General features: G+C 43.9%; 13 protein-coding genes. 9 read left to right on the top strand and 4 right to left on the bottom strand.

Features of this window, described 5'->3' with window-relative positions; all coding sequences use genetic code 11:
- The first annotated feature begins 6 nt into the window (after nucleotides 1-6).
- The gene (gene kdsA, locus ACGHAV_RS16630; protein WP_159625328.1) at nucleotides 7-861 is read left to right on the top strand and encodes a 3-deoxy-8-phosphooctulonate synthase; all 855 of its coding nucleotides are present in this window, start codon (nucleotides 7-9) and stop codon (nucleotides 859-861) included.
- 95 nt (nucleotides 862-956) lie between these two features.
- Here kdsA and ACGHAV_RS16635 read toward each other — a convergent pair whose 3' ends face one another.
- Entirely contained in the window at nucleotides 957-1238 is a 282-nt protein-coding gene (locus ACGHAV_RS16635) for a hypothetical protein (RefSeq protein WP_390383224.1), read from the bottom strand.
- A gap of 541 nt (nucleotides 1239-1779) precedes the next feature.
- Here ACGHAV_RS16635 and ACGHAV_RS16640 point away from each other — a divergent pair.
- The 6 genes from ACGHAV_RS16640 to ACGHAV_RS16665 all read left to right on the top strand — a co-directional run bounded on the left by ACGHAV_RS16640 (nucleotide 1780) and on the right by ACGHAV_RS16665 (nucleotide 8220).
- Complete coding sequence (locus tag ACGHAV_RS16640) at nucleotides 1780-2679, top strand: transcriptional regulator GcvA (RefSeq protein WP_390383227.1); 900 nt, start codon at nucleotides 1780-1782, stop codon at nucleotides 2677-2679.
- A complete protein-coding gene (locus ACGHAV_RS16645) occupies nucleotides 2672-3304 on the top strand; it encodes an alpha/beta fold hydrolase (RefSeq protein ID WP_390383230.1) in 633 nt (210 codons plus the stop codon). The genes ACGHAV_RS16640 and ACGHAV_RS16645 overlap by 8 nt, the downstream gene beginning before the upstream one ends.
- A gap of 79 nt (nucleotides 3305-3383) precedes the next feature.
- Nucleotides 3384-3830, top strand: coding sequence for a DUF423 domain-containing protein (locus ACGHAV_RS16650; protein WP_390383233.1), 447 nt, complete (start codon nucleotides 3384-3386; stop codon nucleotides 3828-3830).
- Nucleotides 3820-4914: a 23S rRNA (cytidine(2498)-2'-O)-methyltransferase RlmM gene (gene rlmM / locus ACGHAV_RS16655; RefSeq protein ID WP_390383236.1), complete on the top strand. Its 1095-nt coding sequence runs from the start codon at nucleotides 3820-3822 to the stop codon at nucleotides 4912-4914. Before ACGHAV_RS16650 ends, rlmM begins: the two co-directional genes overlap by 11 nt.
- Nucleotides 4915-5098: 184 nt before the next feature.
- Nucleotides 5099-7186, top strand: a complete 2088-nt coding sequence (gene fusA, locus ACGHAV_RS16660; protein ID WP_390383239.1) for an elongation factor G — start codon at nucleotides 5099-5101, stop codon at nucleotides 7184-7186.
- Between the two features lie 260 nt (nucleotides 7187-7446).
- Nucleotides 7447-8220 (top strand): transporter, encoded by a 774-nt coding sequence (locus tag ACGHAV_RS16665; RefSeq protein WP_390383242.1) that lies wholly within the window; start codon nucleotides 7447-7449, stop codon nucleotides 8218-8220.
- A gap of 45 nt (nucleotides 8221-8265) precedes the next feature.
- Here the strand turns inward: ACGHAV_RS16665 and ACGHAV_RS16670 are convergent, their stop codons facing one another.
- The 3 genes from ACGHAV_RS16670 to ACGHAV_RS16680 are packed head-to-tail and all read right to left on the bottom strand — an operon-like array spanning nucleotide 8266 to nucleotide 12516.
- Nucleotides 8266-10374, bottom strand: coding sequence for a transglutaminaseTgpA domain-containing protein (locus ACGHAV_RS16670; protein WP_390383245.1), 2109 nt, complete (start codon nucleotides 10372-10374; stop codon nucleotides 8266-8268).
- Nucleotides 10371-11543, bottom strand: a complete 1173-nt coding sequence (locus tag ACGHAV_RS16675; protein ID WP_390383248.1) for a hypothetical protein — start codon at nucleotides 11541-11543, stop codon at nucleotides 10371-10373. Before ACGHAV_RS16675 ends, ACGHAV_RS16670 begins: the two co-directional genes overlap by 4 nt.
- Before the next feature lie 25 nt (nucleotides 11544-11568).
- Nucleotides 11569-12516: an AAA family ATPase gene (locus ACGHAV_RS16680; protein ID WP_390383251.1), complete on the bottom strand. Its 948-nt coding sequence runs from the start codon at nucleotides 12514-12516 to the stop codon at nucleotides 11569-11571.
- Nucleotides 12517-12837: 321 nt separating this feature from the next.
- Here ACGHAV_RS16680 and ACGHAV_RS16685 point away from each other — a divergent pair, with 321 nt between their 5' ends.
- A complete protein-coding gene (locus tag ACGHAV_RS16685) occupies nucleotides 12838-13644 on the top strand; it encodes a SeqA protein (RefSeq protein ID WP_390383254.1) in 807 nt (268 codons plus the stop codon).
- 25 nt (nucleotides 13645-13669) lie between these two features.
- Nucleotides 13670-15322 carry a phosphoglucomutase (alpha-D-glucose-1,6-bisphosphate-dependent) gene (gene pgm / locus ACGHAV_RS16690; RefSeq protein WP_390383257.1) on the top strand — a complete coding sequence of 551 codons (1653 nt, stop codon included), beginning with the start codon at nucleotides 13670-13672 and terminating at the stop codon, nucleotides 15320-15322.
- Nucleotides 15323-15325 lie beyond the last annotated feature (3 nt).

The raw sequence follows: 15325 nt of genomic DNA on the forward strand, positions 1-15325 counted from the left end.
TAATTAATGTCTGAATCACAACAGATTATTCGCGTTGGTGACGTAGAAGTTGCCAATCACCTGCCGTTTGTACTATTCGGCGGTATGAACGTGCTGGAGTCAAGAGATCTAGCAATGCGTATTGCTGAGCACTACGTTGAAGTAACGCAAAAGCTTAATATTCCTTATGTATTCAAAGCCTCTTTTGACAAAGCAAATCGCTCTTCAGTGACATCATATCGCGGGCCCGGTATGGAAGAAGGGCTGCGCATATTTGAAGAGATAAAATCTACGTTCAACGTGCCGCTTATTACTGATGTGCACGAGCCTCATCAAGCTGCGCCTGTAGCAGAAGTAGTAGACGTTATTCAGCTTCCTGCATTTTTAGCACGCCAAACTGATCTTGTTGTTGCCATGGCAAAAACAGGTAACGTGATTAACGTGAAAAAACCTCAGTTTTTAGCGCCACATGAAATGCGTCACATTATGGGTAAGCTTAGCGAAGCAGGTAACGACAACGTTATTTTGTGTGAGCGTGGGAGCTGTTTTGGCTACAACAACCTTGTGGTTGATATGCTTGGTATGGATGCAATGAAGGAATATGCCCCTGTTATCTTCGATGCTACGCATGCGTTACAAATGCCTGGTGGACGTGCTACGTCAGCAGATGGACGTCGCGCACAAGCTGCACAGCTAGCAAGAAGTGGTATGGCTTTGGGACTAGCAGGCTTGTTCATTGAAGCTCACCCAAATCCAGATGAAGCGAAGTGCGATGGTCCTTGTGCGTTGCCTTTAGCAAAGCTTGAACCGTATCTTCAACAGATGAAAGCGCTAGACGAACTTGTAAAAGGGTTTGACGCGTTAGATACCAGCAATACCTAAACTTTTCTTTCTGAAGGTTTTACTTCGATAGGAATGAAGTAGTGATGGCGTATGCCGGTGCGCGCACCGGCATGCGTATCAGGTGTGACTAATTCTTATTCGGCTTCAGCCTCCGCACGCACACGTTCTTGTTTCTCAGCCATTACAAGTAGATTCTTGTGAAGCTTTATTTGCACTTGTTCATCTAAAATCGCGCGAGCTTGTTTTTTAACGATGATATGTGCATCGTTTGTTGGCAGTTCTTCCGCCATTTTTACGTTCGTCATTGCAGTGTTAATTAATGACTGAAAGTCGATTTTTGTAGACTGAGTATCTGCGTTTGCAGCTGCACTTGCGAATGCCATAACAGAAACGCTAGCTAAAAGTAATTTTCTCATTTTCACACCTAATAAAAATAATTAAAAATATGTTTTCAATTGTTAAATTGGTTAACAATTGTTTTTTGTAAAGCAATGAAAAATAATGGTGTTTTTCTGCTTCGAGTAAATAGTATTCATTTTTAGGTTAAAAATACAACGAATTAAAGTATCGATAGTCATTAGAAAAACTAATTCAAATATTGCAAATGTGTAACAATTCATAAGGCGGTCACAACACTAACTACCATTTAACGCAATAACCTGTAGTCTTTAACATTTCAAAGTGCTGATGTTTCATTTTTATGTAATTGATTTTATTGTTATAAATTCACTCTCGTTCTTGGGGGAAGGTGTGCGGTCGTGCATGTGCTTGGCGGATGGTGTGAAACCCATAGATTGACAGATTTCTAAAACGAATAAGAGAGTTCACTGCCACCTTTTCATGGATAAGCAATTTTATTGAGAATGAAATTTTATTAAGTATTGCTCGTGTTATACTTTTGCGCGCAATAATACAAACCACATTGATTCCTTTAATCACGCCAACTAGGTTCGCTACATGCATCGACGTTTACCTCCTCTGAATGCGTTAAAAGCCTTTGAAGCCGCTGCTCGCCATTTGAGTTTTACTAAAGCAGCAGATGAGCTTTTTGTAACCCAAGCGGCAGTTAGCCATCAGATAAAAGCCCTCGAAGATTACCTTTCAATGAAATTGTTTTTGCGTCGAAACAGAACGTTGTTATTGACGGAAGAAGGTCAGGCGTACTTTTTAGAATTGAAAGACATTTTTAAGCATCTTCAAGAGGCCACCGAGAAGCTATTGGCTAAAGGCAGTAAAGGTGCCATCACCGTTGCTATGCCTCCTAGTTTTGCCAGCCAATGGTTAGTGCCACGCATTCACAAGTTTAGTTTGGCGCACCCTGATATTGATGTGCGAATCAAAGCAGTAGACTTTGACGAAGGGTTCTTAGAAGACGACGTTGATGTGGCAATTTATTACGGTAAAGGTCGCTGGGCTGGGCTTCAAGCCGATCAGCTTCACCGAGAGTTTCTAACACCGCTTTGTTCGCCGCTTTTGTTTCAAGGCCCAAAGCCGTTATCAAGCCTTGCTGATTTACGTCACCACGTTTTGCTACACGATTTAAGCCGTGCAGCATGGAAAAACTGGTTAAAGGCAGTCAATGTAGTAGGTGTTAACGTAAATCAAGGGCCAGTGTTTAGCCACTCTATGTTGGTGTTGCAAGCTGCAGCATTAGGGCAGGGTATTGCCCTTGGTAATACGGTACTAGCGCGCCCTGAAATTGAAGCAGGACGATTAGTCATGCCCTTTGAAGAGCGTGTTGAAAGTAGAGACGCTTTCTATCTTGTGTGTGAAGAGTCTCAAGCTGAATTAGGCAAAATTGCAGCATTTAGAGAATGGATCCTAGCACTAGTAGAAGAAGAGCAAGACGATGTTTGATATTGAAATACACAAAGCTACAGCGCCCATTGCACGACTTGTATTAGCGCATGGTGCGGGCGCCGGTAAAGAACATGACTTTATGCAAACAATGGCAACGTTGCTTAATGACCAGCATATTGACGTGGTGCTTTTCAATTTTCCATACATGCAAACAATAAATGAAACAGGAAAGCGTAGACCGCCTGATAAAGCCGATAAGTTACTGGCACATTTTGAAAGCGTGATAGACCATGTAGTGTCTAAATCTGATGCGCTTCCAACGTTCGTAGGCGGCAAATCAATGGGCGGCCGTATGGCAAGTATGCTTGTTGATAGTAATGAACATGTTAATGGCTGCGTTGCATTGGGTTATCCGTTTCATCCGCCGGGCAAACCTGAAAAAACACGCACCGCACACCTTGAGAGCATGAAGAAGCCCATGCTCATTGTTCAAGGCGAAAGAGACACGTTTGGAACGCAAACAGAGGTGCGTGAATATTCACTGGCAAGCACAATTCAGTGCGAGTTTCTCGCTGATGGAGATCACAGCTTGAAACCGCGTAAGGCCAGTGGGCTAACTCATCAACAGCATTTAGAAAGTGCTGCGAAATTAATACATGCCTTTTTTGTGCAAAACACTTAAAACAAATATCCGAAACAAACACCTAAAAAATCCCTAAAATAATATGCCAATACCGTCTATCTAAAACGGTGTTAAAGATATGTACGAGAGTGAACAGATGAGAGCATCGACGAATAAAATTAAGGCATTAGCACCTGTGCTGCTTTTCCTTGGCGCCATACTTGCCGCTACCAGCGTTATACTTGGTGCTTTTGGCGCCCACGGTTTAAAGAATGTACTGTCAGTCGCTAGCTTGAACACATTTGAAATTGGTGTGCGTTATCAGATGTATCATGCACTAGGCGTTTTAGTACTACCTGCGCTTTCAGGCTATGTACAAGTGGTATGGCTTAAACGCGTTGCAATAGCATTTATTATGGGGTGTGTATTGTTCTCGGGCAGTTTATACGCACTTGCGATAACCGGCTTTAAATGGCTCGGCCCTATTACGCCAATGGGTGGCGTATCTTTTATTGCTGGGTGGGGCATGCTTGCGTTTGCGTTGCTTCGCAGTCCACAAGTGAAAAAGGCAGACAATGACAAGTAGTATTTTAGCGTATTGTAGACCGGGATATGAAAACGACACCGCCAATGAGTTAACAACGCGTTACGGTGAAGCCGGTTATTTTGGTTATCCGGTGTCAAAGAAAAACAGCGGGTTTGTACATTATCATCTTTACGATGCATCACAATTAGATAGTACACTCACGCAGTTTGCTGTGCATGAATCTATTTTTCCTCGACAGCTGGTGGCAGTGTTTACCAGTATGAGTGATATAGAAAAAGAAGACCGCGTAGGACAAGTGCTCGATGCCCTTAAAGAGGTTGAAAAACCACATTCAATTTTTGGCGCCATAGACGTTGAATATCCTGACACCGAAGATGGAAAGACCTTGGCGAAGTTCTGCCGTAAGTTTACGGTGCCGCTTCGACAAGCCTTGCGAAAGGCTAACTGGTTAACCGCCAAAGAAAACAACGGAAAACCAAAGCTGCATATTTTCTTTGAGTCGTTTGAAGTGTGCCATATTGGCTATACTTTGCCTGATTTTGCAAGTAGCGACCATTTGGGTATATGCAGACTGAAATTTCCTAGCGATGCGCCAAGTCGTTCTACCCTTAAACTCGAAGACGCATTAGTGAATATGCTGAGCGCAAAACAGCAGGAACAAGTGCTTCGAACGGGCGGACGAGCAGTTGATTTGGGGGCGTGCCCGGGTGGTTGGACATATCAACTGGTTAAGCGAGGAATGTACGTAGAGGCTATCGATAATGGTCTTGTGGCAGACAGTTTAATGAGTACAGGGTTAGTTGAGCATCATGCTGCAGACGGATTTACGTATCGGCCACAATTTGGTCGTGTAGATTTACTTGTATGTGATATGATAGAGCAACCCGATAGGGTAGCAAAGTTGATGGGTGACTGGCTGGTTAAACACTGGGCAACGCACGCGATTTTCAACTTGAAGCTACCTATGAAACAACGTTATGAAACTGTGATTGAAGCCATGACGTTGCTAAAAAGCCGTTTAAATGCGTTAGAAGATGCATTTGCGGTAAAGGTGAGGCATCTCTACCACGACAGAGATGAAGTTACAGTAACAATTGTTCGCACTTCAAAAGATGAGGTGTGATTTTGTTATTTTTCAAAAAAAGTGTCATGAGCTTTTAAGTTGTTGATACTTATAGAAAAGAATTGATGGTGGTGCGGATTTTAGCAAACGAATTTGAGGTTTATGCTAAAAAAGGTGTAAATCTGGTACAAAAATCCTTTATAATCCGGCCGTTTTTTTACTCTGAACCAATGAAAGTGAACTAATGTCAGACTTATCTTTATACAGAAACATTGGTATTTTCGCCCACGTAGACGCGGGTAAAACTACCACAACAGAACGTATCTTGAAGCTTACTGGTAAAATCCATAAAACTGGTGAGGTTCACGATGGTGAATCAACTACTGACTTCATGGAGCAGGAAGCTGAGCGTGGTATTACCATCCAGTCAGCGGCAACGACCTGTTTCTGGAAAGATCACCGAATGAACATCATCGATACTCCGGGACACGTTGACTTTACAGTTGAAGTATATCGTTCACTTAAAGTACTAGACGGCGGTATCGGTGTATTCTGTGGTTCTGGTGGTGTTGAGCCTCAGTCAGAAACCAACTGGCGTTATGCTAACGAATCAGAAGTTGCACGTGTAATTTTCGTTAACAAACTAGACCGCATGGGTGCAGACTTCTACCGTGTTGTTGGCCAAGTTAAGAAAGTACTTGCTGCTAACCCACTAGTAATGACACTTCCAATCGGTATCGAAGACGACTTCAAAGGTGTTGTTAACCTTCTAGACATGAAAGCGTACATTTGGGACGATTCAGGTCTTCCTGAGAACTACGAAGTTGTAGATATTCCAGCAGATATGGTTGAAAAGGCTAACGAGTACCGTGAGCAACTAATCGAAACTGCTGTTGAGCAAGACGACGACCTAATGATGGCTTACATGGATGGTGAAGAGCCGTCTCTAGAAGACATCAAGCGTTGTATCCGTAAAGGTACTCGCGATATGTCTTTCTTCCCAACATACTGTGGTTCTGCATTTAAGAACAAAGGTATTCAGCTAGTACTTGATGCGGTTGTAGATTTCCTACCTTCTCCAACAGAAGTTGACCCACAAGAGTTAACTGACGAAGAAACTGGTGAGCCTACAGGTGAAGTTGCAACAGTATCTGTTGACGAGCCGTTCCGTGCACTTGCGTTCAAAATAATGGACGACCGTTTCGGTGCCCTTACGTTTATCCGTATCTACTCTGGTAAACTTAACAAAGGCGACACTATTCTTAACAGTGCAACGGGTAAGACTGAGCGTATCGGCCGTATGGTTGAGATGCACGCTGACGAACGTACTGAACTTACTTCAGCACAAGCTGGTGACATCCTAGCTGTTGTTGGTATGAAGAACGTTCAAACTGGTCACACACTATGTGATCCTAAGCACCCTTGTACACTAGAGCCAATGATCTTCCCTGAGCCAGTAATCTCGATTGCTGTTAAGCCAAAAGATAAAGGCGCTAACGAAAAGATGTCTATCGCTATCGGTAAACTAGTAGCAGAAGATCCATCTTTCCAAGTTGAAACTGACGAAGATTCAGGCGAAACTATCCTTAAAGGTATGGGTGAGCTTCACCTTGACATCAAAGTTGATATCTTGAAGCGTACATACGGCGTTGAGCTAGAAGTTGGTCAGCCTCAGGTTGCATACCGTGAAACTATCACGCAAGCGGTTGAAGACAGCTACACGCACAAGAAGCAGTCTGGTGGTTCTGGTCAGTTCGGTAAGATTGATTACCGCATCCGTCCGGGCGAAACTAACTCTGGCTTCAAGTTCACATCTACTGTTGTGGGCGGTAACGTACCTAAAGAGTTCTTCCCTGCAATCGAAAAAGGTTTCGCAGGTATGATGGAAGTAGGTCCTCTAGCAGGTTACCCAGTACTAGACGTTGAAGTTGAGCTTTACGACGGTGGTTTCCACGCAGTTGACTCATCAGCAATCGCGTTTGAAATTGCAGCGAAAGGTGCATTCCGTCAGTCAATGCCAAAAGCAGGTCCTCAAATTCTTGAGCCTGTGATGAAAGTTGACGTATTCAGCCCAGAAGACAACGTTGGTGACGTAATCGGTGACCTTAACCGTCGTCGTGGTATGATCAAAGACCAAGAAGCTGGTGCTACTGGCGTTCGCATCAAGGCTGACGTACCTCTATCTGAAATGTTCGGTTACATCGGTCACCTACGTACTATTACATCTGGTCGTGGTCAGTTCTCTATGGAATTCAGCCACTACTCAGCATGTCCTCAGAACGTAGCAGACAAAGTAATTGAAGAAGCAAAAGCACGTAAAGCTGCTAAGTAACCAGCCTTTGCGAACGTTAGCTAGCACTACGTTAGCTAACGCTTCAAAGAACACTAAAAAGCCGGTCTTATGACCGGCTTTTTTTGTGGCTTACGTAGAAAACTGATGTTTAACAGCAAAGCGCGTTGATAAACGTAAGAAGTAAAATTTGGGTAAAAGTAGATGCTGAGCACTAGCTTTATTGCTACTTTTTCACCACCGAACACGCATTATGCTTATGTTCAACACAATATTTGAAAGATTTATTATAGGAAGCCTATATGGTTTTTACGTCAACTCGCACCTCACTGTTAGGTATCACTTTTACCGCCAGCACGATATTAAGTTTGCCACTACTGGCAAATGAAACCATTCAACCAGATAGGCCAGGTATTGCTACGGGGACATACACAGTTAATCCCGGTCAGTATATTCTAGAAATGGGTGTTCAATCTAATTTCAGACGCGATGGCAACAAGCCGAGCGCCTTGGCTGTTCCACAACTGACCTTGAGAGGCGGTATTACTGATAAGCTAGAGTGGGACATTATTTCAAATGGCGCTGTACTTTCAGATGCAGATGGAGAACAGGCTGAATGGTCGTTCAGTGATGTTTCTGCAGGTGGTAAATACAGTATAGTGGAGTCTGATAGCTGGAATTTAAGTGCGCTTGCGTTAGTGTCGCTACCGGTGGGCACAAAAGGTACGACGTCTAATAATGTAGACCCTTTAATCGGCTTGCTTTGGGATGCGAATATAAACGACAGTATTTCAGCATTTGGTAATGTAAATATGTCGTCATTCGAAGCCAACGAGGGGCGAATTCATGATGTGCAGGTGGCGCTGGGCTTGAATTTTTCTCACAGTGAAAAGCTTGGAAGTTTTGTAGAGCTGTTTGCATCGAAGCCTTATGGTGATGAACCTTCAACAGCGGTATTTGATGCAGGGCTTACCTATTTGTTTGAAGACAGGATCCAACTAGATTTCAGTGCAGGCGTTGCGCTAAATAACGATAGCGATAACTTTGTTGGTGCCGGTGTAGCCTGGCTTTTCTGATTTCCTGCTTTTATGCTGCTTTAACTATGTGTCGCTATTGGCGTTCTAGCGCCTTAGCGACTTGCGAAGTAGTAATAGGTGTTTTTTCATCAACTGTACTTCACGTTTATTCTCGCTTTGCTTACTTGCATATCCGCTCTGGGTGTTTTTATATCCGCTCTGGGCAGTATAATGAATTTTCTCAAAGCGAGAACATATTTCCTTAAACGCCGAAGCTGCTTCTAGTTGTAGGCAAGGTGCTATGTCATTTTGATAAGTGACCAAGCTTTTATTCTCTCTTCTCTTGCCCGTTTGTTTTTCAATAAGCGCGATTGCGTTAAATAGAATACGGTGGGAGGGAGATAAGCGTGGTTTGTTGCGATTGGGTAAAAAATAAAGCGTTAATACAACAACAACGATTCCGATAGCCGTTAAATAAACAATGCGCAGTTTATCAGGCGTAAGGGCGCCAACAATATCTTCTAGCATGTTGGTTTGAGCAGCATTATCAAAACCCAATACCCATTTGCTCCAAGAGTAATCAAGCTGCTGAAACCATGTCTGTAACGTAGTAAAAAGCGCGGTATTTCCAAACTCACCTAAAATGCTAACTTCGCGAGATTCGCCAAATTCTTCAAGTGCTGTCTCAAGACCATAGGTTAGCCTAGATGGTGCAACCATGCTTGTGGGGTCATACCTTTCCCATTTGTCCTCAATTAATACCTCGACCCATGCATGGGCATCGTACTGCCTTATTTGTAGCACATTGTCGCTGAGTTCACTGCCGCCTTGGTAGCCTGTTACCATTCTTGCGGGTACGCCAGCAGCACGAAGCGCATACACCATTGCCCCCGCATAGTGGGCACAAAACCCCGCACGCTCTTCAAATAAAAAACTATCTATTGGATCGGTCGGCATCGCATTTGGTGACAACGTATATCTAAAGCCTTTATTGCTAAACTCGCGCATAACTGCTTGGGCAATGGCTCGTTCGTTGCTGTACTGTGCTGCAAGCAATTGTGCCCACTCTCGGGTTTTCACATTACCGTTTGTAGACAGCTGAAGATTAAGCTGTTTTTCAAAATTTCCGATTCCATTGCTAATGCTAGCCGTAGGAAGGTATCGAAAATAAAATGCTTTTTTGCTACTTACTGGCCTGCTAGCGCGCAGCGTGTAATCAAAAAGGCTTTTAACACTGATGCTGTTCAGCGTGTTATCGGGCAGTGACGGCGCAAGGGTGAACAGCCATGGTTGCTGCGTTGGCTCTACAATAAGCTGGTAAGATATCGTGGCGTCAGCATAGCGGTTAGCAGCAACCATAAGCGGTGTTGGCTTATCCATAACCGCAAGTTGATTTTCTGCTTGTTTTCGCTTTGCACTTACCGACCATGTTTTTCCATCGAAATGTTCCAAGGTTAGCGCACGCCAATAACGGTCTGCGGCAACAGGAACCTTTGCTGTATCTTCAAATGTTGCGCTAAAGGCCAGCTCTGATGACGTGGCCAAGGAGGCAATGTCTCCTGGCGTTACGGTGTCTGAAAGCCCAGTTTCTGTAGACTTAGACGTCGGCATTTGCCAAAGCGGAGGAAGTTGCGGTAGTAGTAAGAATAGCAACAAAGCAATAGGCAGCGACTGTAAAATAAGAACGGCAACAAACGTTATGCTAGTTTTGATAGACAGCATTGCACCGTGATAAATAGCAGTTGAGCACAATAACAATGCAACAAGAGCAGTGTAGCCGAACCAAGCGAATACACTTAGCGACGAAATAAAGCCACAGCCAATCAGAAAAAGGCTAGCACAAATTAACAAGTGGAAGTCTCGCTTTTCATCTACCAGCATTACTTTAAGGGCACATGCCACCGTTAACAGATTAATCATGCTGTCGAGCAAACCAATGGAAAAGCCAAACCAGGTAAGCGCGAAGACCGCTAAAATAGCCAAAAGGTTTACCGTACGGGAGGTAGGTAAATTATAAGACGGTTGCAACCCTGCCAACCTTACAACAACTGCGCAGCCAGAAAGTACAATTACCCATGTCATGAGTGGCGCGGTAAGCGTAGAAATTAAAAATGAAAAGGCTATGCAAAGCAAAAACACAGCCATAGCACGAGGTGTCGACAGCGTGTTTTTGATTGCCGCGATACGAAACATATCTATAGATACTTCGCTCATTTCGCTGCTCTTGAAGTATGTTGTTTTTTCGACGTTGTAATTGATACTGTGTTGCTTGAAGCGCCAAACGGTATTTCCATCGATTTATCAAAGCAGGCCAGCGCTTCCAAGCATTCATGCATATGCTTAGCGCCCTGATTAGGCAAAATATTGATGGTTTTGAAGCGTAAGCCGAAAGTGCGATCGGATTGCGTCCAATGCATTACAGCATGGGTTAACGCCGAAATTGCCACTTCTGTATCTAGGCTGTCTGAATAAGAAAGTACATGAGAATTTGGGCTTAAAGAGGTAAACGACTTAGACACCCAGTTTCCACTTTTAGCCACATGCTTCCATGACACTCTATTAAGTGGCTGGCCAACCTCGTAATCATATAGCGCGTAAAAGTCTTCATTACTCGTCGCGTTTTTATTCTGCGTAGTGCTTGTAGCCACGTTGTCAGCGGCAACTTTATCAACGGTAACAGGGCCTTCTTGTGCCGTGGCGTAAACGGTGACCTGCTGAGAAAAGTCTATGTGAGTCCAGCATTTATAAAGCCCAAGTGGGAAGTCGCATGAAATGGTTAACCGGCCAAGCTCGAAGCGCCCGCGTTTAGGCATATGTATTGGAATACTAAAGGATTGCAACGGCCTTTTGCTTTTATCTTGGCTTGCAAACTTATCCTCTTTTGCGGCGGAAGACTTATCTTCCCCTAACGCTATACGAAAGCTGGATAGCCTTGCTTTGTTTTCTTTTTTTATAAGCTTCGCACCTGATTTATAAGCGTGTTCACTATCAAGCCAAGTGCACTGCAGTTCACCAAAACAAGGCGTTGTAGAACCATTTTCGTGAGAAACAATACGTAAGTGCAGCTGGCCTTCTTTATCGGCATGAAACGGCTTTACGGGTAAGGCTTTTAACGCTAGTCGGGCGAAGTTTTGATGAGTATAAAACAAGGTAAGCAACATAATGCTTAAACAAAGGTAGCTTAATAACAGCATTAGGTTGTTTTGATAATTAGTGCCAAGCAGAAACAAACACAACGACAGCACGATAAAAGACCAACCAAACCCAGTGGGTAAAATGAAAATACTATTAAGGTTTAGGTGGTGTTCGTTTGCTGCAGGTATACGCTTATTTAACCATTTGAAGAAACGGTGTCGGAAGTACTGGTGTGGCGACCAATTCACTTTTAACCGGCTCGCTTTGATATTGTTACGCGGCAAGGGGGTCAACGCTATCAAGGAGTTTCTGACTAAGCTTATCACCATCAAACAAGCCAGACTGTTGTGAGTGGCTGAGTTGGTGTGACGAAAGCGAGAGTCTATGTGCCGTTATAGCGATAAACACGGCCTGCACATCTTCAGGTGTTACGTAGTCTTTACCTGAGACATAAGCCCACGCTTTAGCCCCTTGTAACAATGCACGACTCGCCCTTGGTGAAAGCGGGTTAGGGTAGTCATTACTTTCGCGACTTTCACTTACAAGTCGAAGGATGTAATGAATAATGGCATCGCTGGTATGTACAGCAGACACTTGTCGTTGCATGTTAGTTAAATCTTGCTCATTAAGAATTTGGTTTAGCGGCGCATTACCATCTTGTTGCAGTAACATGGCTTTCTCTGCTTCCCATGCAGGGTAGCCTAGAGAAATTCGCATGAAAAATCGGTCCAGCTGAGACTCAGGTAAAGGATAAGTGCCCGACTGATAGCTTGGGTTCTGCGTTGCAATAACAAAAAATGGTGAGGGTAGGGCATGGGTAACGCCATCCACACTAACTTGCCGTTCTTCCATTGCTTCAAGCAGGGCGCTTTGCGCTTTTGGGCTGGCGCGGTTTAACTCGTCAGCCAAGACTACTTGGTTAAATATGGGTCCGTGGCGAAACGAAAACTGTTTATTGGTATCTGTTTCGCCGCTGTGGAAAATGTTTACGCCCAACATATCGGAGGGTAAAAGATCAGAGGTAAACTGAATTCGCGAGTACTGTAAGCCAAAAACTTGTGATAGTGCATGAGATAGCGTTGTTTTGCCCATGCCTGGAAGGTCCTCAATAAGCAGGTGACCGTTAGCCAGCAAGCAAGTTATGGCAAGTTTTAATTGATGAGCTTTTCCAATAATCTTTTCGCTAAGTGCGTTTTGAATTTCGATGATGTCTTGGCGCATTACTTTCCGCTTAAGGTTGAAAAAGAAAAAGGGTGCTTGATACGGGTATTTAAAAAGTGGCTTCGATTTAAAAGCCGCGCTTAATAGATCAAACACTCACTATACGTATAGTGTAGATTACCTATTCAGGTTAGTACGTAGCGTCTTCGTTTTACGCTTTATTTCTTTTAATACTAGCAATTGCACGGGTTGTGGTTCTAACGCACTTTTATACAAAGGTATGCAGCGTAATTACTGATGTTTTTCAGTAAAAGGCAGGATTAAGTGCTGCGTAGTTTTTCTGTGTTGTCTATAATGGGCGCTCTTAAAAAGGAAGTAGTTATGAAAAGCATTGAAATAGATGACGATTTATATGCCTTCATCGCCAGCCAAACTAAGCATATTGGTGAGAGTGCATCACAGATTTTAAGACGTTTATTATTACCGGAAGACGGCGCTGCGTCGAGTAACTCAGAGTCTGAGCATTCGACAGAGCTCGGTACTTCGAAAACAAGCGAAACAAAAACAAACGAAGTAAAAACAAACGAAACTCATACTGAATCAAAGCTTGAGTCAGTAGAACCGTTGGAATCTGTGAAAAATAGCTCGGCCGATGAAGCATCTGCTACTAGCGCGACCAAACGAAACGTTAGCGCTAAAGCCAACGCTACAACAAAAACAGATAACAAAAAAACGCCAGTTAAAAAGCCGGTAGCAAAAGCCCCAGTTAAGAAGACGCCAATTAAAAAAGCTACAGCAAAATCGGCGGCCCCAGACGTTACTGCTTCTCACGACAAACGCGATATTCTTGATGCCGTTTCAAAAGATGCTCTGTCTACTTTCACCAAACGCGTTGATCAATTCTTATTCATATTAAGTGCTGCTCATAAACTCAATGCTGATAACTTCTCTAGCGTTGAGGGTATCAAAGGTAAAAACCGTACTTATTTTGCGACAAGCAAAGAAGCGTTACTTGAAAATGGTAGCAGCACCAATCCTAAAGCCATTCCCGATAGCCCGTTTTGGGTGGTAACAAATAACAATACTGCGAAAAAGACCAACATGCTGGAACAAGTCTTGCGTAACCTTGGTTATCAAGCAGATGTTATTGAAAGCGTAGTCGCGCGTTTTTCATCTGAAGGCAAGTAGCTCGAATTTAAATAAGGATTTTTTCATGGCATTACACCCAGAAGCGGGTAAGCCTGCGTCAAGTGCGCAGCTTATTAACGTGGCGCAATTGGTCAGTGAGTATTACAGCTTTAAACCCAATGTGAGCGAGCCTGGTGAGGCAGTATCATTTGGTACGTCTGGGCACCGCGGAACTGCATCAAATTATACCTTCACCGATACCCATATTAGTGCAATTTGCCAGGCGCTGGTGGAATATCGAGAGCAGGAGAATATTACTGGGCCATTGTTTATTGGTAAGGACACACACGCATTGTCTGAGCCTGCCATGATAACCGCAATTGAAGTGCTATGTGCAAATGGTGTTGAAGTGGTAATCCAGCGAAGTGATAACGACAGCATGGGTTACACACCAACGCCGGTTATCTCTCGAACTATCGTACGTTATAACCGCCAGAGTAGCGAACAGCGTGCCGATGGTATTGTAATAACGCCTTCACACAATCCGCCCTCAGACGGCGGCTTTAAATACAACCCTCCACACGGTGGCCCTGCCGATAGCGACGTTACTAAACAAATCCAAGAACGCGCAAACGCATTAATTGCCGATGGGAATGTGGACGTTAAACGCATCGATATTCGAAGCGCTACCCAGAAAAAACTGTATCGCGAAGACGACTTTATGGAGCCATACATTGATGACCTCGCGAAGGTTATTGATATGGACGCTATAGCGAAAGCGAATTTAAAACTTGGTACAGATCCTCTTGGTGGCGCAGGCGTTGGCTATTGGGCGCGTATTGCCGAAAAATATGGCCTTAGCATTACCGTAGTTAACGATAAAGTTGACCCTCAGTTTGGTTTTATGCGCCGAGATAAAGACGGCAAACTGCGAATGGATTGTTCGTCAGCTTACGCAATGGCAGGCTTAATTGAGCTTAAAGATAACTTCGACTTGGCGTGGGGTAACGACCCAGATTTTGACCGTCACGGTATTGTATGTAAAAGCGCAGGGTTAATGAATCCAAATCATTACCTAGCGGTGGCAATAAATTATCTTTACACCCATCGCCCGCAATGGCCTGAAACGCTGAGAATAGGTAAAACACTCGTTTCTAGCAGTATGATAGACCGTGTGGCTAATAGCCTAGGAAAGCCACTAGCTGAAATGCCCGTCGGTTTTAAGTGGTTTGTTGATGGGTTGTCTAACAGTGATATTGGTTTTGCTGGCGAAGAAAGTGCTGGTGGTATTTTCCTTGAGCGAGACGGCAGCACGTGGGCAACTGATAAAGATGGCTTTATTTTATGTTTGCTTGCTGCAGAAATTTTGGCGGTAACAGGGAAAGATCCTGGCGAGCACTATCAGGCGTTAACTCAAAAGTTTTCTGCGCCTGTCTACAATCGTGTAGATGTAGCGGCAACGTTAGAACAAAAACAGAAATTGTCTGCAATGGACGCATCTGTTGTAACTAGCGACAAGCTAGCAGGAGAGCCTATTACGGCTGTGCAAACTCATGCGCCCGGTAATAACGCGGCTATTGGTGGTGTAAAGGTATCAACTGAAAATGGCTGGTTTGCGGCTCGCCCGTCAGGCACTGAACAAATCTATAAAATTTATGCCGAAAGCTTCAAAGGTGAAAATCACTTACAAGAATTAATTTCTGAGGCCGAGGCGTTAGTAGGAAAAATAATCAAATAAGCT

Source organism: Alteromonas sp. MTD1 (assembly GCF_042848195.1).
Classification (GTDB): Bacteria; Pseudomonadota; Gammaproteobacteria; order Enterobacterales; family Alteromonadaceae; genus Alteromonas.

Coding starts and splice junctions, on each gene's coding strand:
- ACGHAV_RS16645 (WP_390383230.1), top strand. CDS start 2,672: ATGTTTGATATTGAAATACACAAAGCTACAGCGCCCATTGCACGACTT.
- ACGHAV_RS16640 (WP_390383227.1), top strand. CDS start 1,780: ATGCATCGACGTTTACCTCCTCTGAATGCGTTAAAAGCCTTTGAAGCC.
- pgm (WP_390383257.1), top strand. CDS start 13,670: ATGGCATTACACCCAGAAGCGGGTAAGCCTGCGTCAAGTGCGCAGCTT.
- ACGHAV_RS16650 (WP_390383233.1), top strand. CDS start 3,384: ATGTACGAGAGTGAACAGATGAGAGCATCGACGAATAAAATTAAGGCA.
- ACGHAV_RS16670 (WP_390383245.1), bottom strand. CDS start 10,374: ATGAGCGAAGTATCTATAGATATGTTTCGTATCGCGGCAATCAAAAAC.
- fusA (WP_390383239.1), top strand. CDS start 5,099: ATGTCAGACTTATCTTTATACAGAAACATTGGTATTTTCGCCCACGTA.
- ACGHAV_RS16680 (WP_390383251.1), bottom strand. CDS start 12,516: ATGCGCCAAGACATCATCGAAATTCAAAACGCACTTAGCGAAAAGATT.
- kdsA (WP_159625328.1), top strand. CDS start 7: ATGTCTGAATCACAACAGATTATTCGCGTTGGTGACGTAGAAGTTGCC.
- rlmM (WP_390383236.1), top strand. CDS start 3,820: ATGACAAGTAGTATTTTAGCGTATTGTAGACCGGGATATGAAAACGAC.
- ACGHAV_RS16665 (WP_390383242.1), top strand. CDS start 7,447: ATGGTTTTTACGTCAACTCGCACCTCACTGTTAGGTATCACTTTTACC.
- ACGHAV_RS16635 (WP_390383224.1), bottom strand. CDS start 1,238: ATGAGAAAATTACTTTTAGCTAGCGTTTCTGTTATGGCATTCGCAAGT.
- ACGHAV_RS16685 (WP_390383254.1), top strand. CDS start 12,838: ATGAAAAGCATTGAAATAGATGACGATTTATATGCCTTCATCGCCAGC.